Origin of the sequence: Streptomyces sp. NPDC055243 (genome assembly GCF_044544025.1) — a bacterium.
Lineage (GTDB): Bacteria > Actinomycetota > Actinomycetes > Streptomycetales > Streptomycetaceae > Streptomyces.
The window spans coordinates 137,278-162,541 of the sequence record NZ_JBITWR010000015.1 but is presented as its reverse complement, the minus strand read 5'-3'; the positions used below and the strand labels follow the sequence as shown (position 1 = coordinate 162,541).

At 70.9% G+C, this 25,264-nt stretch carries 18 protein-coding genes; 5 read left to right on the top strand and 13 right to left on the bottom strand.

The genetic code is table 11. From position 1 onward, the window contains the following. The 9 genes from ACIGXX_RS34270 to ACIGXX_RS34230 all read right to left on the bottom strand — a co-directional run bounded on the left by ACIGXX_RS34270 (position 1) and on the right by ACIGXX_RS34230 (position 14,661). Entirely contained in the window at positions 1-1,539 is a 1,539-nt protein-coding gene (locus tag ACIGXX_RS34270; RefSeq protein WP_383826177.1) for a right-handed parallel beta-helix repeat-containing protein, read from the bottom strand. Positions 1,540-1,547: 8 nt separating this feature from the next. After that, positions 1,548-3,506, bottom strand: coding sequence for an alginate lyase family protein (locus ACIGXX_RS34265; RefSeq protein WP_399981588.1), 1,959 nt, complete (start codon positions 3,504-3,506; stop codon positions 1,548-1,550). Next, complete coding sequence (locus ACIGXX_RS34260; protein ID WP_351157759.1) at positions 3,503-5,704, bottom strand: bi-domain-containing oxidoreductase; 2,202 nt, start codon at positions 5,702-5,704, stop codon at positions 3,503-3,505. The genes ACIGXX_RS34265 and ACIGXX_RS34260 overlap by 4 nt, the downstream gene beginning before the upstream one ends. Before the next feature lie 26 nt (positions 5,705-5,730). Beyond that, positions 5,731-7,656, bottom strand: coding sequence for an asparagine synthase (glutamine-hydrolyzing) (asnB, locus tag ACIGXX_RS34255; protein ID WP_399981584.1), 1,926 nt, complete (start codon positions 7,654-7,656; stop codon positions 5,731-5,733). Positions 7,657-7,659: 3 nt separating this feature from the next. Beyond that, positions 7,660-9,165, bottom strand: a complete 1,506-nt coding sequence (locus ACIGXX_RS34250; RefSeq protein WP_383826168.1) for a Wzz/FepE/Etk N-terminal domain-containing protein — start codon at positions 9,163-9,165, stop codon at positions 7,660-7,662. After that, positions 9,162-10,532 (bottom strand): Wzz/FepE/Etk N-terminal domain-containing protein, encoded by a 1,371-nt coding sequence (locus ACIGXX_RS34245; RefSeq protein WP_399981579.1) that lies wholly within the window; start codon positions 10,530-10,532, stop codon positions 9,162-9,164. Before ACIGXX_RS34245 ends, ACIGXX_RS34250 begins: the two co-directional genes overlap by 4 nt. Further along, the gene (locus ACIGXX_RS34240) at positions 10,529-11,803 is read right to left on the bottom strand and encodes a glycosyltransferase family 4 protein (RefSeq protein WP_399981576.1); all 1,275 of its coding nucleotides are present in this window, start codon (positions 11,801-11,803) and stop codon (positions 10,529-10,531) included. Before ACIGXX_RS34240 ends, ACIGXX_RS34245 begins: the two co-directional genes overlap by 4 nt. Further along, positions 11,793-13,109 carry a nucleotide sugar dehydrogenase gene (locus tag ACIGXX_RS34235; protein ID WP_351157746.1) on the bottom strand — a complete coding sequence of 439 codons (1,317 nt, stop codon included), beginning with the start codon at positions 13,107-13,109 and terminating at the stop codon, positions 11,793-11,795. The genes ACIGXX_RS34240 and ACIGXX_RS34235 overlap by 11 nt, the downstream gene beginning before the upstream one ends. 73 nt (positions 13,110-13,182) lie before the next feature. After that, on the bottom strand, positions 13,183-14,661 hold the full coding sequence (locus tag ACIGXX_RS34230) for a sugar transferase (protein WP_351157743.1): 1,479 nt from the start codon (positions 14,659-14,661) through the stop codon (positions 13,183-13,185). Between the two features lie 913 nt (positions 14,662-15,574). Here ACIGXX_RS34230 and ACIGXX_RS34225 point away from each other — a divergent pair. Beyond that, complete coding sequence (locus ACIGXX_RS34225) at positions 15,575-16,441, top strand: phosphotransferase (protein WP_383826289.1); 867 nt, start codon at positions 15,575-15,577, stop codon at positions 16,439-16,441. Positions 16,442-16,604: 163 nt separating this feature from the next. On the opposite strand, the gene ACIGXX_RS34220 is transcribed toward ACIGXX_RS34225, so the two are convergent. Then, positions 16,605-17,837, bottom strand: coding sequence for a lipase (locus ACIGXX_RS34220; protein WP_351157742.1), 1,233 nt, complete (start codon positions 17,835-17,837; stop codon positions 16,605-16,607). A gap of 385 nt (positions 17,838-18,222) precedes the next feature. Here ACIGXX_RS34220 and ACIGXX_RS34215 point away from each other — a divergent pair, with 385 nt between their 5' ends. The 3 genes from ACIGXX_RS34215 to ACIGXX_RS34205 all read left to right on the top strand — a co-directional run bounded on the left by ACIGXX_RS34215 (position 18,223) and on the right by ACIGXX_RS34205 (position 20,200). After that, on the top strand, positions 18,223-19,242 hold the full coding sequence (locus tag ACIGXX_RS34215) for an NADP-dependent oxidoreductase (RefSeq protein ID WP_361472197.1): 1,020 nt from the start codon (positions 18,223-18,225) through the stop codon (positions 19,240-19,242). A gap of 22 nt (positions 19,243-19,264) precedes the next feature. Continuing rightward, positions 19,265-19,642 carry a MerR family transcriptional regulator gene (locus ACIGXX_RS34210; protein WP_351157737.1) on the top strand — a complete coding sequence of 126 codons (378 nt, stop codon included), beginning with the start codon at positions 19,265-19,267 and terminating at the stop codon, positions 19,640-19,642. 279 nt (positions 19,643-19,921) lie between these two features. Beyond that, on the top strand, positions 19,922-20,200 hold the full coding sequence (locus ACIGXX_RS34205; protein ID WP_351157735.1) for a hypothetical protein: 279 nt from the start codon (positions 19,922-19,924) through the stop codon (positions 20,198-20,200). 301 nt (positions 20,201-20,501) lie between these two features. On the opposite strand, the gene ACIGXX_RS34200 is transcribed toward ACIGXX_RS34205, so the two are convergent. After that, a complete protein-coding gene (locus ACIGXX_RS34200; protein ID WP_399981569.1) occupies positions 20,502-21,692 on the bottom strand; it encodes an MFS transporter in 1,191 nt (396 codons plus the stop codon). 176 nt (positions 21,693-21,868) lie between these two features. On the opposite strand from ACIGXX_RS34200, the gene ACIGXX_RS34195 reads away from it, so the two are divergent. Further along, entirely contained in the window at positions 21,869-23,101 is a 1,233-nt protein-coding gene (locus tag ACIGXX_RS34195; RefSeq protein WP_351157730.1) for an ROK family protein, read from the top strand. Here the strand turns inward: ACIGXX_RS34195 and ACIGXX_RS34190 are convergent. Both ACIGXX_RS34190 and ACIGXX_RS34185 read right to left on the bottom strand, forming a co-directional pair. Next, the gene (locus ACIGXX_RS34190) at positions 23,098-24,312 is read right to left on the bottom strand and encodes an MFS transporter (protein WP_399981564.1); all 1,215 of its coding nucleotides are present in this window, start codon (positions 24,310-24,312) and stop codon (positions 23,098-23,100) included. The two genes, ACIGXX_RS34195 and ACIGXX_RS34190, sit on opposite strands and share 4 nt — an antisense overlap. Positions 24,313-24,511: 199 nt before the next feature. Then, entirely contained in the window at positions 24,512-25,174 is a 663-nt protein-coding gene (locus ACIGXX_RS34185) for a TetR/AcrR family transcriptional regulator (protein ID WP_351157726.1), read from the bottom strand. Positions 25,175-25,264: the final 90 nt, after the last annotated feature.

Here is a 25,264-nt window from a genome sequence, read left to right as displayed (position 1 = left end):
TCAACCACCGTCCCGCGCGCGGAAGGTGCTGCCCGCGTCCTGCTTGTACGGCGTGCTCTGCCACTGCGCGAAGTCGAGCTTTCCGCTCGGGTCGTGGGCGATGAAGCTCCACGGTCCGCGGTAGACGTTGTCGTGCCAGCGGTTGTGCTGCTTGCGGGTGATCGCCTCGGAGACCCGTTCGCCCTTGTACGGCGACCAGTCCGGGTAGGTGCCGTAGTTGGCGAGCACCGCCATGCGGCCGCACTGCACCGTGCACTTGACGACGGAGGTGTCCAGGAGGAAGCGGTTGTGGTGGATGTCCACCCGCTGGGTCTTCCACCGGCAGTCGTCGTAGAGCGGTGCGTCGGTGATCTTCGGCCGCGCGCAGCGGTCGGTGTTCTTCACCAGCAGCGTGCAGTCACCGGACGAGGTGTTGGCCGGGCTGTTGCAGAACCGGTCGGCGTTCTCCCACAGGGTGATCCCGGACCAGTTGTTCTCCAGGACGTTCCGGTAGACCTCGATCTTGTCCGTGCGGGCCCGGACCCGTGGTTCGCCGCCGGACTCGGACAGATAGATGGTCGCGAAGGGGAAGTTGTCGCCGCGGTCGGCGTACCGGCGGCCCTCGACCCAGTTGTTGCGCCGGATCGTGTTCTTCCGGATGACCGCGTTGTAGCTGGTCTCGTAGATCAGCGCGGCACCGTCGTTGGCCTCGAGCACGTTGTTCTCGATGCGGAAGTCGTTGTTGTTGGTGTCCGCCCACAACCCCGTTCCGCGGTTGTCGTGCACCCAGTTGCCGCGCACGTCGGCGCCGTCGACGGCCCAGAACTTGATGCCTCCGGTGCAGCCGCAGCCCTTGCGCCGCCGCTCCCAGTCGTCGGTGTTGTTGCCCACGATCTCGTTGCCCTCGACCACCAGGCCGCTGATGCGGCCGGAGGCCTTGTACGCGTTCATGCCGTACTGACCGTTGTCGCGCAGGCAGTTGGCGCGCACCTGCTGGCGGGCCCCGGCCATCAGCCCGGCACCGGAGTTGTTCTGGACCGTCGCGTGCTCGATCACCCACCCGTCGGCCGAATCGTGGTTGACCACACCCTCGTCCGGCGGTGCCACGAACCGCTGCACGGTCAGGTGGCGGATGGTCACGTCGTCGGCCCTGCCGCCGAACGCGTACTGGTTCTTCTTCCGGCCGTCGAGCACCGCGCCCGGCGCGCCGAGGTAGCGGTTCCCCTTCTTGGGGATGACCTGGGCGTAGCGGTTCCGATCGAGCCGGTGCTTGCCCGGGCCGAGCCAGAACGTGGTGTCCGGCGGGCTGCTCTTGGTCTTCGCGGCCAGGTCACCGACCACCGCGGGGTCGACCTTCACCGCGCCCTTGGGCGCCTTCGCGGGACCGGCCGCGGGCTTGGCGCACACCCGGGCCACGGACGTGGACGGCGCGCCGGACGCGGCAGGTGCGTCGGTCGGCTTCGCTTGGTCGTCCGACGAGCTCGTACAGCCGGTCGTCGCCAGCAGGGCCAGCGCCACCGGTGCCGCCGGCCACGCCCACTGCCGCCACTTGATCCCCACGCGGCCCCCTAGTCGCAGAACCTGAGTACGGTGGTGAACCCCTTTGCGCCGTCGGCGAAGCCCGTGCCGATCAGCGTGGTGGCGGGTTCCTTGCGTCCGAAGCCGGGGGAGTACCAGCCGAGGGGCGGGTCGCTCTCGCCGCGATGCGCCCGCCAGTCCAGCTGTCCGGGCAGGTCGAGCACCGCCGAGCGGTCCTCGCCGTCCCGGGCCCAGGTGAGCACGGCCCAGTTCCCCACCAGGTCGACGGCGATCGCCGGGCCGAGGTGGAACGCCAGGCGCACGGCCCGGCGCGGGCCGTGCACCTCGTCGATCACCCGCAACTCCTTGGCGGAGGAGACCAGTTCCACCCGGCGGCGGTGCACCGAGCGCTGGTAGCCGTCGTGCTCGGCGCACCAGCGGGCCACGTCCTCACCTGAGGTTTCCGTGACCAGGACGCGGCTGCGGGCGTGCCCGGTCCACAGGAACGGGCCGCCGGAGACGGACTGGTCGGCGCCGTCCAGCTCCAGCGTGTTGTGGCCGAGCGTCGAGCGGAAGTACTGCCGCCACTCGGGCTGCCCGTGGTAGCAGAACGTCCCCGGGTCGGCGAGTACGTCGACCCCGTCGTGCCGGACCTCCACCGACAGCGCGTCCGCGTGGGCGTGCGCGGCGATGGACAGGAACCCGTGCGGACCGCCGTCGCAGCGGCACCAGATCCCGTCCGGACCGCGCAGGATGGTCATGCCCGCATCGGCGAAGTGCGCCGGGCGGTCGGCCGGGCGGGACACGGCCGGTCCCGTTCCCCTTTGCGCGTACGGCTTGATGAGCGCGGCAAGGAGCGGGGTGCGCACATCGGTGCCGGTCACCTCCGGCCACCAGGCGAGCCGTCCGAACACGGCGTCCCCGGTGGCGAGGAGCGAGCCCCAGCGGTCGGTGCCCGCGCCGTCCACGATCAGTCCGTGCCCGTCGTCCGCGTCCCCCTGGCGCGGCGGCCGCAGCCGCCCGTCCACCACGGCCGCGAGCGCGTCGGTCATCCGCAGCAGCACCAGGCGCACCGACGGGGGGACCGGCACGCCGGAGGCATCCGCCTCGGCCAGCGCGGCCAGGCCGAGCTCGAGCACGAGGCCGTGGTACTCGGTGGCCAGCTCGCGGTTGAGGCCCGAGCCGAAGGTGTTGGCGCGCAGATGCCGCTCAAGGGACCGCAGCGCGTCGGCTCGCCAACGCGCCGACGAGGGGAACCAGCCGAACGCGCAGGCCGCGGCGAACTGCCCGGCGGCCTCGGCGATGACGTGGTTGTTCGCCGATGACCCCCGGCTGGGGAAGGCGGCCAGCCAGCGCTGGTGGTGCCAGATCTGGTTCCGCGCCACCGGGTTGTCCTCGAAGAGATCGGCGGCGCCCGGCCAGCCGTCGAGCAGCCGGCGGATCCACACCCAGGAGAGCAGCCGGATTCCCAGCTCGATGCCGCTGATCCAATGCACGCCGCGCAGCGGCGCGTTGGCCGCCCACCACAGCCGCAGGTGCTCGGCCACGCGCTCGGCGTACCGCTCGTTCCCGGTGATCGCGTAGGCGGCGGCGAGCACCGTCAGGTACTGGTGCCGGGACGGCTCCCAGATCTGCTTGATGTCGCCGACCGCCTCCTCGTTGCGGTACGGCACGTCGAAGGCGTAGCCCCACGGAGCCCGCCGCCCGGTCTTCGGGTCGTACCACCAGTCCGGGTTCACCAGGTCGTCGCGGACCACCCCGAAGAACTCGGCGTGCCCGGCCATCAGCCGGTCCGCCTCGGCGACGAGACGCTTCGCGGCGTCCGGCGGCACCGCGGCCGCCGTCCCGGCGGGCAGCACCGCACTGAACCGGGCGTCGGTCACGTCCGGGCAGTCCGGCGGCGCCGAGCGCCACCGCCGCCTGCGCACCGCGTCGCCCACCCGGCCGCCGACCTCCCGCGGCCCCATCCGGGATAATCGCCGCAGGTACCATCCCGCGCTCAACGTCATCGCGCCCTCGCCAACGTCACCGGCGCGCCGCCGGCCAGGCCGGTCTGCACGGCGAGGGTGGCCGCCGTGGTGGCGACGAGCGACTCCAGCGGCACCGGCATCGGCCCGCCCGTGCGCACGGCCTTGATGAACGCGGCCAGCTCGGCGTTCTGCCCCTTGTCCCGGGCCTTGGGCAGCCGCGAGCTGACCCAGCGCTTGCGGCCGACCCCGCCGTCCGCGAACACCGAGGCACGGACGAAGTCGTCGAGCCGCAGCACCTTGCCGTCCGCGATCAGGTCCACCGTCTCCTTGGGGAAGCCTGCCGCGCCGGTGGTGACGTAGCTGATGGTGGCGGTGGACCCGTCCGGGTAGCGCAGCACGACCTGAAGGTCCTCGTTGCCGGACGTGGCGACCGCGTACACCGAGACCGGTTCGGCCCCGAGCAGCCAGCTCGCCGTGTCGATGAAGTGCCCGCCCTCACCGGCGAACCGCGAGCCCTCGGTGCCCTGCTGCAGGTACCAGCTGCCGTGCTGGAGCCGGCCCGCGTTGACCAGGTAGCGCAGGCTCGCCGGACCGGTGCGGGCGCCGAAGCGTCCCTTGGCCTCCTGGAGCAGCGGCGCGAACCGGCGGTTGAAGCCCACCTGGAGCCGGTCGTTGCCGGACTCCTCCACCGCCGCGAGCACGCCCGCAAGCTCGTCCTCGGTGAGCGCCAACGGCTTCTCCACGAACACCGTCTTGCCGGCGAGCAGCGCCCTGCGGGTCAGTTCGGCGTGCGAGCTGTGCCGGGTGACCACGAACACCGCGTCGATGGACTTGTCGTCGAGCACGGCGTCGAGATCGGTGGTCGCCTCGGCGAAGCCGAACTTCCGCTTCGCGTTGGCCGCGGAGAGCGCCGTCGTGGTGACGACCGTGGACAGCTCGACGCCGTCGCGCCCGGTCAGGTGCGGCAGCAGCATCGACGTCGCGTAGTTGCCCGCGCCGACGAACGCAAGGCGCACGGGCCCTGTGACGGCCCGAGCCGCACTCGGCCGCACCTGCACCGCGGGCACGGCCACCGCCGGGGACTGCGCTTCCCCTTCCTCCGCTTCCTCGACGTGATCGGGGTAGCGGAACAGCACCGCCACGGCCTTCAGGTCGCCGTCCTTCAGGCTCTGGTACGTCTCGACGGCGTCATCGAAGTCGGCGACGTGGGAGACCAGGGGCTCCACGTCGACGCGGCCGCGGGCGACCAGGTCGAGGAAGCAGGCCAGGTTGCGGCGCTCGGTCCAGCGCACGTAGCCGATCGGGTAGTCGCGCCCTTCGAGCTCGTACTCCGGGTCGTAGCGCCCGGGGCCGTAACTGCGCGAGAAGCGGACGTCCAGCTCCTTCTCGTAGTACGCGTTCCACGGCAGGTCCAGGCGGCACTTGCCGATGTCGACGACCCGGCCGCGGTCCCGGCAGAGCCGGGCGGCCAGCTCGACGGGCTGGTTGCTGCCGCCACCGGCGGCCAAGTACACCTGGTCCACGCCGTGTCCGTCGGTGAGTTCGGCGACGGACGCCTCCACCGCCGAGGAGGCGGGATCGCCACAGGCCACCGCGCCCAGCCGCTCGGCCAGTTCGCAGCGCGCCGGGTCGGGGTCGGCCCCCACGACACGTACTCCCGAAGCGGCCAGGAGCTGCACCACCAACTGCCCGATCAGCCCGAGGCCGATGACCAGCGCCACCTCGCCGAGCTGCGGCTCGCCTTGCCGGACGCCCTGCATCGCGATCGACCCGACGGTGCCGAAGGCCGCGTGCCGGGGCGCGAGGCCGTCCGGCACCGGGACGTAGAGGTTCTTCGGCACCCAGTTCAACTCGGCGTGCAGCGCATGCTCATTGCCGGCGCACGCCACGACGTCGCCGACCTTCACGTCGTCGATCCCGGCGCCGACCTGCTCGACCACCCCGCACAGCGAGTAGCCGAGCGGAGTGTAGGAGTCGAGCTTGCCCATCACCTTGCGGTAGGTGGCCGGCACCCCGTTGGTGGCCACGCTCTGCACGACCTTGGCCACCTGGTCGGGCCGGGAGCGGGCCTTGCCCAGCATCGACATGCCGGCCTCGGACACCTTCATGAGCTCGGTCCCGGTGGAGATCAGCGAGTAGGCGGTACGCACGAGCACACCGCCCGGCTTGCACCCCGGTACCGGCACGTCGAGCACCGCCAGCTCGCCGCTCTTGTAGTTCTGCACAACTTGCTTCACTCGAACTCCTCTGATTCCTAAGCCGTTTACCGAGTGCTCCGGCCGGACCCAGAGGTCGCGCCGCGATACCAGTACTCGAGGGTCAGCACATGCCACAGATGCTTGGAGAAGTCCCGCTGCCCGGCGGCGTCCTCGGCGACCATGCGCGCCAGCGCGTCGCGGCGCAGGAAGCCGGAGCTGACGAGCACACCGTCGTTGACCACCTCGCGCACCAGCGGTGCCAGATCCCGGCTCATCCAGGCGCGCAGCGGGGCGCTGAACAGGCCCTTGGGCCGGTACACGATCTCCTTGGGCAGGATCGAGGTGGCCGCCTCCTTGAGGACGGCCTTGCCCTGCCGTCCGACGATCTTGCGATCGCCGGGCACGGCGAACGCCGCCTTGACCACCTCGACGTCCACGTAGGGCACCCGCACCTCGGTCGACGCGGCCATGCTGGAGCGGTCCGTGTAGGCGAGGTTCAGGCCCGGCAGGAACATCCGGGCATCGCCCAGGCACATGCGGTTGACGAAGTCGTCGAGGTCGTTGTCCTGGTAGATGTCCGCGTGCTCGGTCAGTACGTCGTCGACCATCGGGGCCAGGTCCGGATTGATCAGGGCGAGCAGCTCGTCCTGGTCGTACATGGTGTAGCTGCGCCGGAACGCGGTCTCCTCCGGCAGATCGGCGAAAGACAGGAACCGCTTGGCGAAGCGCACCGACCGGTAGCCCCTACGGGCCGTGGCGACCGGCAGCCGGCCCACGGCCCGGGACAGACCGCGCCGCAGGGGCCGCGGGACACGCTGGTAGCGCAGCGCGATCAGGTTGGCCAGGTGCTTGCGGTACCCGGCGAACAGCTCGTCGGCGCCCATCCCCGAGAGCATCACCTTGACCCCCGCCTCGCGGGCGGCCTCGCAGATCAGGAACGTGTTGATGGCGGCGGGGTCGCCGATCGGCTCGTCCAGGTGGTGCGTCATCTGCGGCAGCAGGTCGAGCACGTTGGGCGCGATCTCGATCTCGTGCAGGTCGACGCCGAACTGCTCGGCCACCTGCCGGGCATAGCGCAGGTCGTCGGGCATCGCCTCGAACTTTGCGTCCTCGGCACGGAACCCGATCGTGTAAGCGGAGAGCCCGGGCCGGTCGCGGGCCGCGAGCGCGGTCAGATAGCTGGAGTCGAGACCGCCGGAGAGGAACGTCGCCACGGGTACGTCGGACATCAGGTGGCGCCGGGTCGACTCCTCGACGATGGCGGCCACGTCCGGCAGCTCGCCGCCGCGGGCCCGCTCCTGGCCCTCGGCGGCGACGTCCCGCAGATTCCAGTAACTGCCGCGCTGCACCTGGCCGTCGGGCCGGATTCGAAGCCAGCTGCCCGGCGGCAGCTTCTCGGCCTCGCGCAGCGCGCAGCGCGAGTCCGGCACCCAGTAGTACAGCAGCGAGGCCACCAGCGCCGCTTCGTCCACCTGAAGCGACCCGCCGGTGGCGGCGGCCAGCGCCTTGAGCTCGGAGGCGAACACCAGGCCCCCGCCGCGCCGGAGCACGAACAGCGGCTTGATGCCCAGCTGGTCTCTGGCGAGCACCAGGTCACCGGTGCGCTCGTCGAAGATCCCGAGCGCGAACATGCCGCGCAGCCGGGGCAGGCAGTCGGTGCCCCAGCGCCGCCAGGCCTCGAGCAGCACCTCGGTGTCGGAGGTACCGCGGAAGCGCACCCCGGAGGCCGCCAACTCGGCGCGCAGCTCGGGCGCGTTGTACAGCTCGCCGTTGTACGTCAGGGCGAGGCCGTCCGAGACCATCGGCTGGGCGCCGGTCTCGGACAGGTCGATGATGGCCAGCCGCCGGTGCCCCAGTTGTACGTCGCCGTCACCGACGGAGTGGCTGTAGCGTCCCGCCCCGTCCGGACCGCGGTGAGCGAGGGTATCGGTGAGCCGGTCCGCCACGACCTTCCCGTCCGGCCATCGGTACGTGCCTGCGATGCCACACATGTTCTACCGCGCTTCCTGGTCGATGTCCGGGACTCGTGCCCATGACGGCCGCTCCGTCCGCGGCTGGCCCGTCCCGTTCTGCCGACCGCGCAGCGCGGTGTGCAGCCCGTCCCACAGGGTGCCGTCCGTGCGGTCCCGCGGATCGGGGTCGATCAGCACCACACCGATCACCGGAATGAGCAGGTCCGCGAGCTGCCGCGCCACGGTGTGCAGCCAGGCGGCGCTGCCGTGCCCGGCCCGCACGACGAGCACGGTCTGGGTGCCGAGGTACTGCAGGTCGGTCCACGCCGCGCCGGGCGCCACCGAGCCCACGCCGATCCGGCGCTCCTGATGCGGCACGGCCGCCGCCTGCTCGAAGCTGACCACGGCCGGGTCTCCCGGCTCCTGGCCGCGCCCCGCGAGCCGCGGGCGCGGCAGCCCGTCGACGACGAGCACCGGCCCCTCCGCGGCCAGGGCCCTCGCGAGGTCCAGGGCGATCACGCTCGTGCCGCGCGCACAGCCCAGTTCGAGCAGGGACACCGGTTCCGCGGAGCCGCGCACGGTGCGGGCCAGGGTCGCGGTCAGCCGTGCCCGCTCCTCCCGGGTCCGTCGGCGCCGCCACGGCCCGGCCCGCCGGTGGGGCGCGCGGCGCAGCTCGGCGATGACCGAGGCGCCCAGGTTCGCCGCGATGTCCCGGCGCAGCACGGGGCGGTCCGCCACCACCGTGCCGACCGCGGCCACCGCGAGCCCGAGGACGAGCCCCAGGACGAGCCCGATCGCGGCGTTGGTGACAGCGGTCTTGGGCAAGGAGTGCTGCACCGCGCGCGGTGCGTCCACGATCTGCGTCCCGGCGACGAGCCGGGGCGTGCCCATGCGGGCCTCCTCGGCGCGCTGGTCGAAGTCGGCGATCCGCGAGGTCAGTTCGGCCCTGCGGGCGAAGAGCGACTCGATGCTCGCCGACGCCTTCGGGTCGCTCTCCGGCGACCTGCCGCCGATCTCCTCGTTGACCTGGGCGAGTTCGCCCCGCATCCGGTCCCGCTGGTCGCGCAGGGCCTTGGCCTCGGCCTTGGCGGCTTCCTGCATCCGCCGCACGTGGTCGGCGACGAACGCGTCCGCCAGCGCCTTGGCGCGGGCCACCGCGTCCGCGTCGCTCTCCCCTGTCACATCGATCTGCAGCAGGTTGTTGGTCAAGCCGGTCCCTCGGTAGTCCTGCATGAAGTCTTCCGGGAGTTCGGAGGACTTGAGGGACCGCAGGGCCCGGTCGGCGATCCGCGTGGTCCCCAGCAGCTCTACGTCGGTGCGGATCAGCGTCCCGGTGTCGTTCGGCTGGTCCTCCTTGTGCGCGACCAGGACCTTGACCACCGCGGCGGGCGCCGGCGGCCGCAGGACCGCCACCGCCGCGCCGACCAGCAGCCCCAGGAGGGCAAGCGAGCACCAGAGGCGGCGACGTCTGCGCACCGCCACCACAAGACCCTGCACATTCAGCAGCGGGGCGGATGCCGACGATTCCGTCGGCGTACTCGTCGTCACACCGAACCTCCCGTCGCGTGGCCGCGCACCGCGAGCGCCGGCGTGGCATCGTCCGCACGATGGCCGGCCGACCGCGTCGACCCGTCCCGTACGGTGCCGGCGACGACGACGCCGACGACCTCGTGCCGGCCGTCCGCACACGCCTCGGCGATGCCGCCGAGCTCCACCGCGGTCCAGCTGCCCGCGCTGAGCACGACCAGGGCACCGGACTCGGTGTCGCGGTCGGGCACCATCGGCTGGGACACCGAGACGTCCACCACCCGCAGCAGCGGATCGTTCTTGGCCTCGGCCACCAGCTGCCCGGCGGCCCGGCGGGCGATCTCGTCACCCTCCGGTACGACGACCAACAGGCGCCGGGGCGCGGGCAGGTGGGTCCGGAGGCGCGCGCACAGCCGCCGGTAGCGGATCTGCCTGGCGGCCTCGTCGCCGGACACCTGCGGGGTCGGTATGTCCCACCGGGTGTCGGCGCCGAGCAGCCAGCGGACCCTGGCCCACGGGCCAGGGCCTCTGGGCCGTTGCGCGGACCGCTCGCCGGGCACGTCGACGGTGCCGAGCAGCGGCGAACCCAGCGCCGCGGCGATCTCAGCCTCGGTGCGCAGCCGACGGCTCATCCGCGCGGCGGCGAGATGCCCGATGACCGCGACCAGCAGGAACAACAGCGCCCCGCCGACGGTGAGTTGCAGCCTCGTCGGCGGTGCCTCGCCGGTCGGCCGGGCCGCGGGCCCCATGACGACCATGCCGGCCTTGTTGGACGCCGGGTCGGCCTCCTCCAGCTTCTGCATGGCCTCCTGCAGCGCGGTGCGCAGCTTCTCCAGCTCGGTACGGGCCTGTACGCTCTCCACGGTCTGCCCCGGATCGGCCGCGTTGGCCAGGTCGGTGATGCGGCGGTTGGTCTCCGCTACCTTCTTCCGCAGCGCTTCGGGCCCCGTCGCCGTCTCCGGCTCCTCGGTGGTGTCACCCGCGATCCGCGACGCGAAGGTGACGAACTGCTGGGCCACCTCGTCGGAGAGCCGCTGCGCGCGCCCCGGGGTCTCGGCCGTACCCGAGATCTTGATGATGTTCCCGTCGGCGGCCGTGGCGCTCACCTGGTCCCGCAGCTCGCTGTCGCTGACGCCGGACCAGTCGAGCGTGCCTGCCGCGCGGTCGACCACGGCCGAACTGGCCGCGATCTCCGCCTGGGTCAGCAGCTCGCGCTCCTCCCACTGCCCTGCCAGGAGGACCGATGTCGACGTCGTGTATCTCGGCGGGAACAGCATCGACGTGCCGTAGCCGACGAGCGCGCCCACCACGACGAGGACGGCCAGCAGCCGCCGTCGCCGACGGAGAATCCGCCCGATGGTGACCAGGCGTATCGTGTCGTCGCTCAACGGCCCGGCCTCCTCCCGATCCGGGCCGGGCCGCGCTTCGAAGTGCGGACACGGCAGGCGGCGGCGTAGGCGGCGAGCAGCGACACCTGCGAGTTCCGCCAGGAGAGCTCACCGGTGATCCGCTCCTGGCCGATCTCGCCCATCCGGGCCCGCTCCTTCGGATCGTCGAGCAGCAGCGCGATGAGCTTGGCGAATTCGCCCTCGTCGTTGGCGGGCGCGTACACGGCGGCGTCACCGGCGGAGACGCGCGCCTCCCGGAGGTCGAACGAGACGATCGGCCGGCCCATGGCCATGTACTCCAGGACCTTGTTCATGGTCGACACGTCGTTGAGCGGATTGCGCGGGTCGGGGGAGAGGCACACGTCCGCGGTGGACAGGTAGCGCACCAGGTCGGTGTCCGGAATGCGCCCGGTGAACTGCACCTGCTCACCGAGCCCGAGTTTCCGGGACAGCTCCACCATCGCCTCGAAGGCGTCACCGGAGCCGACGAACACCGCGTGCCAGTCGGTCCGCCCGAGATCGTCGCGCAGCTTCGCCAGGGCCCGCAAGGCGTAGTCGACGCCATCCTGAGGGCCCATGACGCCGAGGTAGCACAGCAGATGAGGCTTGCCGCGCTTCAACTCCGGCTCGGAGTCCACCGGTTGGAACCGGTCGGTCTGGGGCGCGCTGCGCACCACGAAGACGTCCTCCGGCCGCCGCCCGCCACGGCGCACCGCGACGTCCCGGTAGCTCTCGTTCGTGGCGAGCACGATGTCCGCGGCCCGGTAGGTCCGCCGCTCCAGCGCGCACACGGCGCGGTAGAGCAGATCCTTGCCGCGGTCGAACCGGGAGAGGTACAGCTCGGGCACCAGGTCGTGCTGGTCGAAGACGAACCGCGCGCCGCGCCGCTTCATCCACAGCGCGGGCAGGAACAGCAGGTCGGGCGGGTTGCAGGCGTGGACCACGTGGACCGGTCCGACCTTCCGGGCGAGCCGGACCGTGTGCCACAACGCCGATCCGTACTCCCGCAGGTAGCCGGAAGGACCGCCGGTGGCGGCGCGCAACGGGTAGCGGTGGATCCGCACCCCGTCGATCACCGCCTCCGGCTCCGTGTCCCGCTTGGTGCCCTGGGGGCAGATGACGTGCACCGTCCAGCCCGCGTCGCGCAGCGTCGTGCACTCTTGCCACACCCGCCGGTCGAAGGGCACCGACAGGTTTTCCACCAAGATCAGCGCGCGCCGGTTGGTCCCGTCGCCGCCGGTTGTTCCATCGAACGATGTGTTACCAAGCAAGGCCCACGTACCCAGGTTCGGCCCGCCGCGCGTCGGCGTCGGGAAGGTGGATGAGGTCGACGAGCACCGGGCCCTCGCCATGGGGCAGTGCCGAAAGCACGGCCGGATCCTTGGTGCCGATCAGGCACACCTCGGAGTGTTCGAGCACCTCGTCGACGGAGTTCGCGAGCAGCTGCGCCAGGTGCGGCAGCCGGGTCTCGATGTACTCGCGGTTCGCACCGAGCAGTCGGGACATGCTCACGTTGGCGTCGTAGATCTTGAGGTCGTACCCCTTGCCGAAGAGTCTCTCCGCCAGCTCGACGAGCGGGCTCTCGCGCAGATCGTCGGTGCCGGGTTTGAAGGACAGCCCGAACAGGCCAACCCGGCGCTTGCCGGTGCGCTCGACCAGCTCCACCGCACGCTGCAGATGGTCGGAGTTGGAGGGCAGCACGTGCGACAGGATGGGCACCGAGACGTCCGCCCGCTGCGCCGCGTGGACCAGGCTGCGCAGGTCCTTGGGCAGGCAGGAGCCGCCGAAGGCGAAGCCGGGACGCAGATAGGCGGGGCTGATGTTCAGCTTGCGGTCGGCAAGGAACACGTCGATCACCTGGTGCGAGTCCACCCCGAGCGCCTGGCACACCGCGCCCAGCTCGTTCGCGAAGCCGATCTTGAGGCCGTGGAACGCGTTGTCCGCGTACTTGATGGCCTCGGCCGTCGGGAGCGGCACCCGGAACACCTCGCCGGGCAAGCCGTCGTACAGCGCCGCCACCGCGTCGCCGCTCGCCGGGTCGAACTCGCCGATGACGGTCTTGGGCGGGTCGAAGAAGTCCCGCACGCTCGTGCCCTCGCGCAGGAACTCCGGATTGACCGCGACCCCGAAGTCCACCCCGGCGGTGCCGCCGACATGCTTCTCCAGGATCGGCACCAGCAGGTTCAGGCAGGTGCCCGGGAGCATGGTGCTGCGGAACACGACGGTCTGCCGCCCGCCCCGCTCGGCCAGTGCGGCGCCGATCTGCTCGGTGACCCGCTCCAAGTACGTGGTGCACAGGCTGCCGTTGGGCTCCGACGGGGTGCCCACGCAGATCAGCGACACCTCGCTGCCCATGATCGCCTCGCGTACGTCACCGGTGGCGCGTAACGCCCCGGTCCGTACGACATCGGCGATGAGCTCGCCGATCCTCTCCTCGACCACCGGGGCCTTGCCGTCGTTGACCAGGTCTACCTTCACCTGGTTCACGTCGACGCCGATGACCTCGTGCCCCATGCTGGCCAGGCACGCGGCTGACACACAGCCCACGTAGCCGAGCCCGAAAACGCTGACTCTCATGACCCGCTCTTCCCCCCAGGCAGGCCCTTTCGGCCTGCGGTCCACGTGCCGACCGGACGGCGATTGCCGCGCATCAGTAGGCCCCCTGCCCGTAGAACACCGCGCGCAGGGTCTTCCACAAGATCACTGTGTCCAGGGCGAGCGACCAGTCCTCCACGTACCGCAGGTCGAGGCGGACCGCCTCCTCCCACGGCAGGTCGCTGCGCCCGCTGATCTGCCACAGGCCGGTGAGGCCTGGCTTGACCAGGAGCCGCCGCCGGATGTCGGGGCCGTACGCCGCGGACTCCTCCGGCAGCGGAGGCCTCGGGCCGACGAGCGACATCGATCCGGCGAGTACGTTGAACAGCTGCGGGAGCTCGTCGAGCGAGTACCGGCGCAGCACTGCTCCCACCCGGGTCACCCTCGGATCCCGGCGCAGCTTGAACAACAGACCGGCACCTTCGTTGCGGTCGGCCAGCGCGGCCCGTGCCCGGTCGGCCCCGACGACCATGGTGCGGAACTTGAAGATGGTGAACTCGCGGCCGTCCTTGCCGACTCTGCGCTGGCGGTACACCGCACCGCCCCGGCTGTCCATCAGCACCAGCAGCCCGACGAGCACCATCAGCGGCGCGAACACCATCAGCAGGATCGCCGCGCCCAATCGGTCGACGACCCCTTTGACCACCCGGCGGCCCCCGGTGAAGGTCGGCATGCTGACCCGCAGCAGCGGGATTCCGAGCACCGCGTCGACATGCAGCCGCGGTCCCGCCACCTCCATCAGGACGGGGGCCACGACCATCTCGGCCTCGCTGCCCTCGAGGTTCCAGGCCAGCCGCTGGAGCCGGTCAGGCGACCAGTGCGGGTCCGGTGTGACCGCGACGACACGGTAGCCGTCGCGCCGGACGTGATTGGCGACGTCTTCCAGTCGGCCGACGACCGGCACACCGTCCAGCTGGTCACCGTCGAGGCCGAGACCGTCCGTCGTGCACACCGCCTCCACCCGCCAGCCGAGGTGCGGGAACTTGCGCGCTCGGGTGATCAGGTCATGCACGGTGGCCACGCTCCCGGCAGCGAGCACCGGTCGCAGGCACTGCCCCTCTTTCCGCTGTTTGTGCAGCCAGAGGCGGAGCAGATACCGCGCGGTCATGGTGACGAGCGCGATGGCGGGGACCGCGACGAAGATCCAGAGTTTGATGTTGCGCGAGGTGAGGGCGATGCCGCCGAGCGCGAGGACGACGACCGCCGCGAACAGCGAACGTCCGAGCCGGCGGAATTCCTCCGCGCCCTGGCCGAGCACGTCCGGCGCCCACGCCCGGCTGACCGCGAGCGCTCCCAGTACGAGGAGCTCGGTGCCGAACGCGAGAATGCCCCACTTCTCATGCCAGTTGGCGGCGTCCCGGGCCCCGAAGAAGAGGCCGATCGACGCCACTACGAAGGCGGTGGTCAAGGTATCGCTGGTGATCACGGTACGTCGGTACCGCTGCTCCCAGTCGACAGCGGGCCCTCTGATTGCCCCGTTCGTCAGACGCCCGCTCGCCGACGGAAACGGGCTCGCTAATTCCCCCTGCTGCACAGAACCCCCCACAGGTCACCAGTGGTTGGGCGTGATCGCCCAGCACTGTCCCTCTCCCCCGGGAGACGCCCCCGCCCCCCGCGCCGCGCTGTTCCTCCCCTTGAGAGGCCCCCAGCCTCCCGTGCACGCCATCCAGGCCATTGCACTGTTACGTGGTCAACTCACCCCAGCGGCACCGGACTAGACCACCCGGCTCCGCCCACGAGGTGCCTCGGAACCCGTCGCGACCTCGGGCGCTCCCCGCGCCCAACGTCCTTCCGGTCCCCAAGAAATGACCACCCCCACGACCGCTGCCGGGGACGCGACCACTGGCCATATGTCGCGCCGGACCTAAAGATCATTACTGGTCGCTTCGTGCCCGAACAGCTGAAGCACGGTCAATTTAGACCATCGGAATCGGTATGTAGAGGGGCTGTGTGCATTTTGTGCTCAAGCTTTGTAACTGGACCCTCTGATCGGTGACTGCACGCGGGTGTCCCTGCCGAAGAACACATGCCCTGTGACCTGTGACGACGGGAGTTCTCCAGGCCGCCCGACACAGCCGGCCCCGAGGCTTCCCGGAACCGGAAAGTGGGCCGAATACAGGCCCTGCGAACGTCTGCCAGCGGTCTGGACCCATGGTCCAACAGCCCTGCGTAGGCGAGATGTTGGGCGGCGGGGACGCATGGCCAGATTTGTTGCCCAGCTGCCACGGGAGGTGGTTGAAGGGCGGACCGACACGGCCAACTCGCGTACCGCAGCGCCGACATGTGGACACACTGCCTCATGTGGACACCGGTTCCGCTCGCTGCACAAGGACCCGACCGCGACCCTCGCGGACAGGATCGAGAAGCGAGCTGTGCCGAGCCGCGACGGTTGCCACCTGGCCACGCCGCTCGGCACCGCTCTCGCTCATCTGTGCCAAGATTCCAGGGTGGAGATGACCGACGTCACGCGTGCGATCGCGGCCGCGACTTCGGTCGCCGCATCGCTCGACCTGCCGGCCGACGACGCGATCGTTCTCCACAACTCGAACAAACTGGCACTGCGGCTGACGCCGTGCGAGGTCTTTGCCCGGGTCGCCCCCGTGGGGCAAGAGGTCGCACAGTTCGAGGTCGAGCTCGCGCAGCGGCTCGCCGAGGCCGGATGCCCGATGTGTCCCTTGGAGCCTCGGGTGGAGCCGCGTGTGTACACGCGCGATGGCTTCGCGGTGACGCTGTGGACCTACTACGAGCCCGTGACCCCGCACACCTCACCAGCCGACTACGCCAAGGCGCTGGAGCAGCTGCACACCGGCATGCGCAAAGTCGATGTGCCGAGCCCGCGGTTCACGGACCGGATCACGGAGGCGGAAGAAGTTGTCGCCGACCCGGATCGCTCGCCGGAGCTCGCCGCCGCGGACCGCGTGTTCCTCAGCGGCAGACTGGCAGGCCTGCGACGAGCCATCGACGACCGCGGCGCCGTGGAGCAGCTGCTCCACGGCGAGCCGCATCCGGGCAATGTGCTCAGCACGACGCAGGGCCCGTTGTTCATCGACCTTGAGACGTGCTGCCGCGGACCGGTCGAGTTCGACCTCGCCCATGTCCCCGAGGCGGTCCGCGACCACTACCCGAACGTCGACCAAGGCCTGCTGGACGAGTGCCGGCAGCTCGTCCTCGCGATGGTCGCCGCGTGGCGTTGGGAGCGTGGCGACCAGTTCCCGAACGGGAGGCGCTTCGGAGAGGAACTCCTGCGCGCACTGCACGACGGCGCTCCTTGGCCGACACTCGACACGATGAACAAGCGAGCGGGCGGCCCGTAGAAACGCCGGAGGCCACGGGAGAGCGGCAAGGAACCTAGCGACGAGACGGTCGCAGTTGCAACCCCATGCGCGCCGGCCTCGCTGCCGCGCTGAGCCAGGGCACCGGTGCAGAGCCGGAGCTCAGCCGACCATCCACGACCGGATCGACCACCGGCGCAATTCCCTACGCCAGTCGCAGGAACCAGCGCAGCACGTCCGCCGTACCTTGCACGTTCGACCCCAGATGCCGCGATCCTTCGTAGTCGACCGCCCCCAGGTCCACCACCTTCGCCTCGACCCCATTGCCCCGCAGGGACTGTGCGCAGTGCGCCGTATTGGCGGTGGTCGCCTGTTCATCGCCGCCCGCCATGTACAGCCGGACCGGCACCCGGGGCGCCCAGTCGCGGCACACGCTGTCCGTCTCCCGCAACGCATCCGCGAGGCCGCCCCGGGGCCGGGCCAACAGGTCCAGGCCGTACGGAGTGAGCAGGTCGTCCAGCGAGTCCGGTGTGCCCTCGAAGAGCTGGCGTCCGGTGTGCTCACCGTCGAAGAGCGCCTCGACGGAGGGGTCCTCGAAAACCTCACCGGGATGGTCGTACACGCGGTGCACGCGGTTGAAGGCGACCAACGTGTACGCCGCGTAGATCACGCTCGACTTCTGGTCCAGGTCCCCCGCGAGCAGTGCCGGGAGCTCGGCTCCGCCGAAGTCGTATGCACCGCTGATGGGCGCGAGCGCGCCGAGCCTGAAGTACCGGTCCTCGCCCGCCTGTAGAGCCCGGCCGAGCCCGAGGGCGGCGGAGGCTCCCTGCGAGAAGCCGGTGGCCAGGACCTTGCGATCGAGAGGGTGGAAGGCGCGGACCGCCCGGAGCAGGTCCAGGGAGGCGGTCGCCTCGGACGGGACGTGCATCCAGGGGTGCAGGCCCGGCCCCGAACCCATGCCGAGATAATCGGGCGCCACGGCGGCGAACCCGGCCGAGGCGTAGGTGACGGGCGGGCCGGTCAGGAATGTGCCGCGCTGCATCGAGGGCGTGTCGCTGCGATGGCTGCCGGTTCCATGCGCGAAGGACACGGCACGCAGACGGCCTTCACGGCCGCGCGGCAGGACGAGCAGGCCGCTGGCCGTGGTCGGGCGCCCCTGCGGGTCGATCGTCCGGTAGGTGAGGCGGTAGGCATCCACCCCGTGCCGCGCCTGCGAGGCGTCGAACCCCGACTTTGTCAGCTCGGCAGCGACGGCTTCGCGGGTCTTCAGGGTGTAGAGGTGCTGGGCGTGGAGCAGGGCGCCGCGGCCGCTCTGGTGCTGGGGGTGCGTGACGGCGGTTCGGGCCGGTGCTGCGATCGCGCCCGTGGCTGCGGCCGCGGAGCCGATAAGCATGACGGCGCAGGCCACTGCTGTGGTGAGTCGTCGGCGGCTGGGCATGAAATTCTCCTCAAGTCGACTCAGTAGCTGTTGAGTTGACCCTCTCCTCTGCGATCTCTGGGCGCACTGGTGCGGCCCCCCGGAGTGAGTGGGGGCCCAGCCGCACCGGAGTCTGCCTGCGCCAGGGCAGGGACCGCCGCCTGCCCGCCGTGTCGGCCGCCGAAGCCGTCCACTTGTAACCGGTTGTGCCATCCGCCTTTGCGGCCCGGTGGCCGACGCCGAAACCTGTCCCGCTCACGGCGAGGTGTCCGGCCCCGGCAGCGCAGCCGGGAGGAACTGGGCCGGGTGTGTAACGCCTCGCAGGTGCTGCCCAGGCTGTTCTCCGCGTCCCCTGCACTGCGCCCGCTTGCGCTTGACGTGCACGTCAAGTTCTACCGTGCGCGGCATGAGTCACAACAGCGCCACCCACCGCGAGGTACGTCTGTCCGTCCGGCCTCAAGGGACCCTCACCCCCGCGCACTTCGAGGTGGTCGAGGTGCCGGTCCCCACCCCCGCCCCTGGCCAACTGCTCGTACGCAACCGTCTCATGAGTGTCACCGCCGTGATGCGCACCCTCATGCGGGGCGACGTCGAGCTGCCGATGCCCGGATACGTTCCCGGCGCGGTCCTGTGGGGACCGGCCGTCGCCGAGGTGGTCACCGCGCCGCCGGGCTCCGGCCTGCGCCCCGGCGACCTCGTCGAACACGGACTGGGCTGGCGCGAGTACGCCGCGCTGCCCCCGGAGGACGCACAGCTCCTGGACCTCGACGTGCTGCCCGACCCGACCGCGCATCTCTCCCAGGGATTCATCGCCTGGCTCGGAGTGGTACGGGCGGCTCACGTACGGCCGGGAGACACGGTATTCGTGAGCGGCGCGGCGGGCGGTGTCGGCTCGCTGGCGGGCCAGTTCGCGCGACTGCGCGGCGCCGGACGGCTCATCGGCAGTACGAGTACACGGCGCAAGGGCGCGTACCTGATGAAGGAACTGGGTTACGACGCCGTCGTATTGCGCACGGAAGGCGAAGGCACCGTTGAGGAACAACTGCGCGAAGCCGCGCCGGAAGGTCTCGACGCGGTCTTCGACAACGTGGGCGGCGAGCAGCTGCGCGCCTCGGTGGCGCTGGCCCGCAGGGAGGCGAGAATAGCCCTGGTGGGAGGCCTGTCGGGGCAGATGGCGGGGGGAGCCGGAACCCTCACCGAGATCGACACATTCGACCTCGTCTCGCGGGGGATCACTCTGCGAGGGATCGCGGGGGCCGACCATCTGGACGCGCTCCCGCAGTGGCAGGATGAGTTCGGCCGAGGGCTCCGGGACGGAACCCTGACCGTCCCGCACGCAAGCCTGCTGGGCATCGACCGGGCCCCACAGGCACTCTGCGAGCTTCTAGAGGGTCGGCACGTCGGTGCTGTCCTGGTCAAGCTCTGACCTCGGATCAGGAAGGCTGTGCATGCGGATCGGCGACGCGGCAGCGGCGGCTGGCCTCACACCGAGGGCGCTGCGCTACTACGAGCAGCAGGGCCTGCTCATGCCCGGGCGTGCGCCGTCCGGTCACCGGGAGTACGGAGCCCAGGACGTCCGGCGGCTGCGAACCGTACGCGAACTGCTGGAGGCGGGCCTCACCATCGCGGACGTCAGAAGCTTCGCCCACGTGCTGGAGGGCGCGCTCGCCGCCGACGGTCATGATCATGAAGGTGAAGCGGAGCACTGTGAGATCGGGGAGGTGGGCATGCGGCGGCTCGCGGAACTCGACGAGCGTATCGAGCGGCTGACACGTCTTCGCGCGAAACTGGCCTCCCGGATGGCCGACCGTTTCGGCTTCGGCTGAAGGCCTCCTCGTACTGGCCCGGTCTGGGGGCCGACATCCACGGCTTGGTCGATCCACGCATCATCCGGCGCCTGGCCGTCCCCCTCTCTCTGCCGCGGGCCGTGAACCCCTCTCGGACTCACTGCCGAGGGATGCCTTCACGGCGAACACCCATCAACCCCGCAGCCTGTTTGTGCCAGTGAACGTCGATCGGGCATGTCGCAGCGTGTCCACTCCGCAGACAACCTCCGCGCTTCCCGGCCATCCGACTGCGCTATTCGCCATGGGACGATCGGCCACATGGAAACCCACCAGCCGCCGGACGGATGGACGCTTCAACGAATTCGGGACGTCTCCGGGGATATCCGAGCCGAGGTGCTCAGCCCAGATCGAAGGGTCGTGTATTACGACGCCGCTGACGACCTTCTTCACCCCACGCTCGTCCTCGGGTTCGGTGAACTCTGCATAGTGAAGGTCCTCGATGACGACGACTGGTACATGGGCAGCCTGAACGACGACGGCAGCGTCATCTGCTGGAGCATCTACGACGATCTCTATGAGGCGCTGCGTGGTTTGTAGTCCCCGCAGCGGAGCCGTACCCGGTCCGTGCGAGGGTGGACGACGGCACCGACGACCATGGGCCGCCAGGCCGCAGTTCACAGGGTGGACCGCCCCCGACGCCACCGATGCGCAGGCGAAGTACCTGACCACGGTCGCGGAGAAGGTCGGCAAGAAGCGGTTCGACGCCTAGTCCGGCACCTGCCGGGCCACGGACACCCACTCGGCGTCCTCACCGTGCACGTCTGGAGTCTGAAGGCGCACCTCAACGAGCCGGCTGAGGCGAGACCCTGCGTCCGTGGACGCCCGCTTTGCGGCAGCGTCAGCGGCGGGTGGTGTAGCCGATCAGCGCGGCGAGGCCGGCGAGTACGGCGACGCTGGTGAGGGCTTTGGGGAGGGTGAGCCAGTCGGCCATGAAGCCGATGGCGGGTGGTCCGAGGAGCATGCCGCCGTAGCCGAGGGTGGAGGCGGTGGCGACGCCGCTGGGGCCTGCGAGGGCGCCTGCGCGTTCGACGGCTACGGGGAAGATGTTGGCGAGGCCGAGGCCGGTGACGGCGAAGCCGAGGAGGGCCAGCCAGAGCGTGGGGGCGAGTGCGCCGAGGAGCATGCCGATGGCTGCTGTGGTGCCGCCGGCGACGAGTATGGGGGTCTGGCCTAGGCGTTCGAGGAGGGTGGTTCCGCTGAGGCGGCCGATGGTCATGGCGAGGGCGAAGCAGGAGTAGCCGGCGGCTGCGAGGCCGGGGTGGGCGTTGAGGTCCTGTTCGAGGTGGAGGGCGCCCCAGTCGGCGAGCGCGCCTTCGCCGAAGGCGGTGCAGAGGGCGATGAGGCCGAAGACGATCACCAGGCGGCGGGTGCGGGTGTCGAGGCGGCGCGGGGTGCCGTCCGTGTCCGGCCGGGTGTCCGCGGGCGCCGGGGGTTCGAGGCGCAGGAGGGTGCGGCCTGCGACGGCGGTGACGATCAGGCCGATGACGGTGAGGCCGAGCAGGTGGCGGGTGGGGGAGAGGGAGCCCGCTATCAGTCCGCCGAGTCCGGCGCCGACCATGCCGCCCAGGCTGAACGCGGCGTGGAAGCTGGGCATGATCGGGCGCCGCAGGGCGGCCACCAGGTCCACGGCGGCGCTGTTCATCGCCACGTTGATCCCGCCGTACGCGGCCCCGAACACCAGCAGCACGAGCCCGAGCGACAGTGCCGAGTGCGTCAGCGGGGGCAGCGCGATGCTCAGGGGCAGCAGGACCCCGCAGGCCACGGTCACCGGGTGGCTGCCGAAGCGGCGGCAGAGCCGTCCGGTGAGCGTCATGGTGATGACGGCCCCCGCCGAGACGCCGAGCAGTGCGAGTCCGAGGTCGCTCGCCGATGCGCCGGTCTGGTCCTTGATGGCGGGGATGCGGACGACCCATCCGGCGAAGATGAAGCCGTCGAGCGCGAAGAAGACGGTGAGCGCGACACGGAGCCGGGAAAGGCTCGGGGGAGTGGCCCGCGACGCTGCGGACGTGGTTTTGTTTAGTAGCGGCACAAAAGCAGAGTAGGGGTGCGCACCCGTGGCGTACAAGACAGTTCCTGTGAGGCGACGGTCACCGGTGAGCGGACGGTTCTCGTGGGGCGGCAGGGGAAGGGCAGGGAAAGAGCGGTGCACGAGCGGATGGCGAGCGAACGGCGGGGCGACGTACGGATCATGGGAGACTCGCCCTCATGAACGGCAAGGCTGCCCCCCGCACCGAGGCGGATCTGTCCACGCGTACGCGCCTGGAGCGCGGGCGCGGCGCGCTCGGTCCCGCCCTTGAGCTCGTCCACACCGGACGCGCCCCGACCCGTGCCGTGCTCACCGCCGAACTCGGTGTCACCCGAGCCACGGCGGGCGCCGTCGCCGCCGAGCTGGAGGCGCTCGGCCTGATCAGGATCGACGCGCGGCCCAGTGCGCCCGCGGGTTCCCAGGGCCGCCCTTCGCACGGCCTTTCCATCGCCGAAGACGGGCCGGTGGCGCTTGCCGCGCAGGTGCACTCCGACGGATTCCGGGCCGCGCTCGTCGGGCTGGGCGGCCGGATCGTCGCCACCGCGCCCGGCTGCGAGACGATCGACGCCGACCCGGCGCAGGTTCTCGGCTCGGTCATCGACGCGGGCGCGCAGCTGCTGCGGGAGACCGGAAGGCGCTGCGTGGGCGCGGGCCTCGCGGTGCCGTCCGCCGTCGCCGAGCCGGAGGGCACCGCCCTCAACCCGCTGCACCTGGCGTGGCCCGCCGGCTCGCAGGTCCGCCAGATCTTCGCCGATTGCGTACGGGAAGCGGGCATCACGGGGCCCGCGTTCGCCGCCAACGACGTCAACCTCGCCGCGCTCGCCGAGCACCGGCACGGAGCCGGACGCGGAGCGCGCGACCTGCTGTGCGTCGCGACCGGGCACCGGGGGGTCGGCGGCGCGCTCGTCCTCGACGGGCGTCTGCACACGGGCAGTTCGGGCCTCGCGCTCGAGGTCGGCCATCTCACCGTCAACCCCGAGGGCCGCCCCTGCCACTGCGGCAGCCGGGGCTGCCTGGACGTCGAGACGGACCCGCTGGCCTTCCTCACCGCGGCCGGCCGCGAGCCCGGCCCCGAAGGGTTGCTGCAGCAGGCCCGCGACGTGCTCCGTGACGCGGGCGGCGACCCTGCGGTCCGTGCGGCCACGGAGGAGTTGATCGACCGCCTCGGCCTGGGGCTCGCGGGCCTGGTGAACATCCTCAACCCGGACCGCATCATCCTGGGCGGCCTGCACCGCGCGCTCCTGGAGGCCGACCCCGAGCGGCTGCGCGCCGTCGTCGCCGACCGGAGCCTGTGGGGGCGCAGCGGCGGCGTACCGATCCTGGCCTGCACGCTGGACCACAACAGCCTGGTGGGGGCCGCCGAGCTGGCCTGGCAGCCGGTGCTCGACGACCCCCTCGGGGCGCTGGGCTAGACGCGGGCGGACTCCTTCGGGGAGGGAGTGTCCTGTGCCTCGACTTCCCTTGTTGCATGGCTGGTTCGGCCCTCGCGCAGTCGCTTCAGGTCGGGCAGCAGCGTGACGAGGCCGAGCGCGGCGAGTGCGGCGCCGATCCAGAGCGGCGCCCGCAGCCCGAACGTATCGATGGCGGGTCCGCCGACGGACGTCGCGATGATGATGCCGAGGGTGATGAACGAGGTGTGGACGGTGTTGACCAGCGGCCGGGCGTTGCCCGTGCGCTGGACGCGGGTCATCAGGGCCGGGTTCATCGTGACGCCGACCAGTCCGATTCCCATCATCAACGCCACTGCGGGGACGCTCAGTTGGGCGAGTACGGCGAACCCTGCGAGGAAGGCCAGATTCAGCAGCAGGCCGATGAGGAGGACGGGGACGGCGTGCTTGTCGGCGAACCGGCCGACGATGGTGTTGCCGATGACGGTGGCGGCTCCGTACGCGATGAGCAGCAAGGGGACGGTGCCGGTGGAGAAGCCGGTGATCTCGGTGAGGATCGGGTTGAGGTAGCTGAACGCGGAGAACGTGGCGCCGATGACGAAGGTGCTGGTGGTGAGGGTCAGCCAGAGCCGGGGGTTGCGGAAGGCGCCCAGTTCCTGACGCAGGTCACCGCCCCCGTCGTCGGCGCGCTCCACGCGCGGTACCCCGATGAGGGTGGCGAGCGCGGCGAGGACGGTCAGTGCGGTGATGGCCCAGAACGCGGCCCGCCAGCCCAGGTGTTCGCCGATGACGGTGGACAGCGGCAGTCCGAGGAGCGTGCCCAGCATCAGCCCGTTGAGGGCCACCGCGATGGCCCTGCCCCGCACTTCGGGCCGGGTGAGCTGTGCGCACAGGGAGATGGAGACGCCGAAGAAGGCCTGCGACGCGGTGCCGGTGATGACGCGGGCCACCAGCATGGTGCGGTAGTCCGGGGCGAGGGCGGCGAGGACGTTGCCTGCCAGGAAGATGCCGAACAGGACCATCAGGGCCGACTTCTGACGCATCTTCAGCAACGCGACGGTGAGGAAGGGCCCGCCGAAGGCCATCGCTGCGGCGAAGGCGGTGATCAGGTAGCCGATCTCCGGAATCGTGGCGTCGAGTCCGTCGGCCATCTGCGGCATCAGACCGGCGACCACGAACTCACTGGTCACCATGGCGAAGATGCCGAGGGCCAGGAGGTAGACGGCGCGGGGCATGGGGGCTCCTGTCGGGGGTGGGGTGGTGAGGGGGTGGCGGGTTGTGTACTGAGCGGTGCAAAACTAGGGCGTGCGGGTGCGCGGGCGTGGGGGCGTGCGGTGGGGCGCAAGGGCTGGGGTGAGGTGTTGAGCGTGCGGATCGGCAGGGCTGCGGGGCCGGTGGAGCCGGTGGGGCCCGTGGGTCAGTGGGGTTCGCGGGTCAGTGGTTCAACGCGTCCAGCGCCGTCTCGCCGATCGCGGTCAGGGTGGCGCGATCGGCCCCACCCTGGGCGGAGATCCGCATGCCGCCGATGACGGCGTTCAGGAAGCGGGCCAGGTCGCCCGCGTCCCGCGTCGAGCTGATGTCGCCGCCGCTCTGCCCCGCACGGACGACGGCACTGATGGCGGCAAGTCGCACCGAGAGGTCGCGCGCAAGCAACTCGGCGGCCTCGGGGTCACGCCCGGCGAGCTCCACGGTCGTATTGACGGTCAGGCAACCGATGCTGTGTCCGTCCGCGCCTCCGCCCCTGCCCCCGTCTTCGCTGCCGTCGCCGTCACTGTTCCCGCTTCCGTCCCCGCTCGCGCGGCACTCGAACTCGGAGTCGACGATGCGGGTGAGCAGGGCACGAAGGCGCTCCATCGGCGTGCGCTCGGTGTCCTCCAGGATCTTGATCTGGGTGGAGGTCATGGAGTCGATGTAGCGGGCCAGGGCTCGCTGGAACAGCTCGTGCTTGCTGCTGAAGGTGTTGTAGATGCTGCTGCGGCCCAGGCCGGTGGCGTCGCACAGGTCCTGGGTCGAGGTGGCCTCGTAACCATTCGCCCAGAAGGCGTGCATCGCCGCGTCCAGGGCCCGTTCCTCGTCGAAGGTTCGCGGTCGGGCCATGGTCGGTACGCTACCTGTTTTGGAACGGGCAGTGCAATACGCGGAGGCGGGGTTACCCCTTAGTTGGATTTACTGGTAACGCCGACCTCC